Below are 1073 nucleotides of genomic sequence, written 5' to 3'. Positions count from 1 at the left end.
ATCGCTCCCCATCCATTCTCGCCGCCAAAGCCGTGCACAGGGCTGCCCCTGTCGCGCCCGCGTTCACACCCGATTCGAACAAAACTTTGGACGGACGCATATTTCCGGAAATTAGCCTCGGCCAAGGAAGATCGAGTCAATCCGAGGAGTATGTCGATGGCCCGTCATCGCAGACGCAGCAGCACTACCCTCGCCGCCGCCCGGGCGGTCGGGGTGTTCACGGCCGTCGGCATGACCGCGGCGGTCGGCCTCGCCCCCGCCGCAGAGGCGGCCACGGCACCCGCCGCCGACACCGGAACCGGCTCGGTCACCGTGTCGATTGTCGAGCCGGTGGCCGTCAGCGGTACCGCCGTGACTACGGTTACCTGCACGACCGGCCACGTCTACCAGGCTTCCGTTACGAGTGTCCCCGTCAACGGTTACGTTCTGTCATTCACCGTTCGGGCACCTGGCTACCACGGGCCGGGTAACTACCCTGCTGTCGTCACCGCCCAGTTGACCGAGTCCGACGGCACGGTCGTCACTCTCCCCGCAGGCCCGGTGCCGACCACGATCACCGCTACCGGAGGCTCCACCACCATCGACGGGCAGACCCCAAACGGCATTCCGGTCGACGCCTCGGTCGCCTGGGTGTGCACGACATGACAGGTCGTGGATGCGCCTGGCTCGGCCATGTGTTGGGCGTCTCGCCGGATAAGAGCGCCCGGCAATAGGCCGACGCGCCCTGCGCGAAGCCCGTACCGCCGGAATACGGGAATCCTCGTCGGTGAGCTGTCACCCGACGGCCACCACGGCCCGACCACCCGACCACCCGATCGCCGACGTCACGACTATTGCCGGTCGCTCTAAACCGTCGCGACCGCGCGTACTCGTTTGACAGCCTGAATCGTAAGGGTTGAGATAAGAAGCTGACGCGCTCGGCTCCAGTGCCGAGCCGTCTACGGAACGTCCCGGAGCCGAGCTACTTCCTTGTGTGATGGGACGCCGAGCGTTTGTTGACATCTCAGGCACTCGTTGACTTGGACCTTCCGCAACCCGATGCTGGTCACTGCCACAGTTGCAGCCCTTCCACC

1 protein-coding gene is annotated in these 1073 nt (G+C 65.4%); it reads left to right on the top strand.

All coding sequences use genetic code 11. The features are described from left to right. The first annotated feature begins 156 nt into the window (after positions 1-156). Positions 157-645: a hypothetical protein gene (locus tag U9980_RS24770; protein ID WP_322770130.1), complete on the top strand. Its 489-nt coding sequence runs from the start codon at positions 157-159 to the stop codon at positions 643-645. The last annotated feature ends 428 nt before the right edge of the window (positions 646-1073 follow it).

This window comes from Protofrankia sp. Cr1 (genome assembly GCF_963555865.1).
Classification (GTDB): domain Bacteria; phylum Actinomycetota; class Actinomycetes; order Frankiales; family Frankiaceae; genus Protofrankia.
The sequence above is the reverse complement of the archived record's forward strand: the minus strand, read 5'-3'. Positions and strand labels throughout refer to the sequence as shown.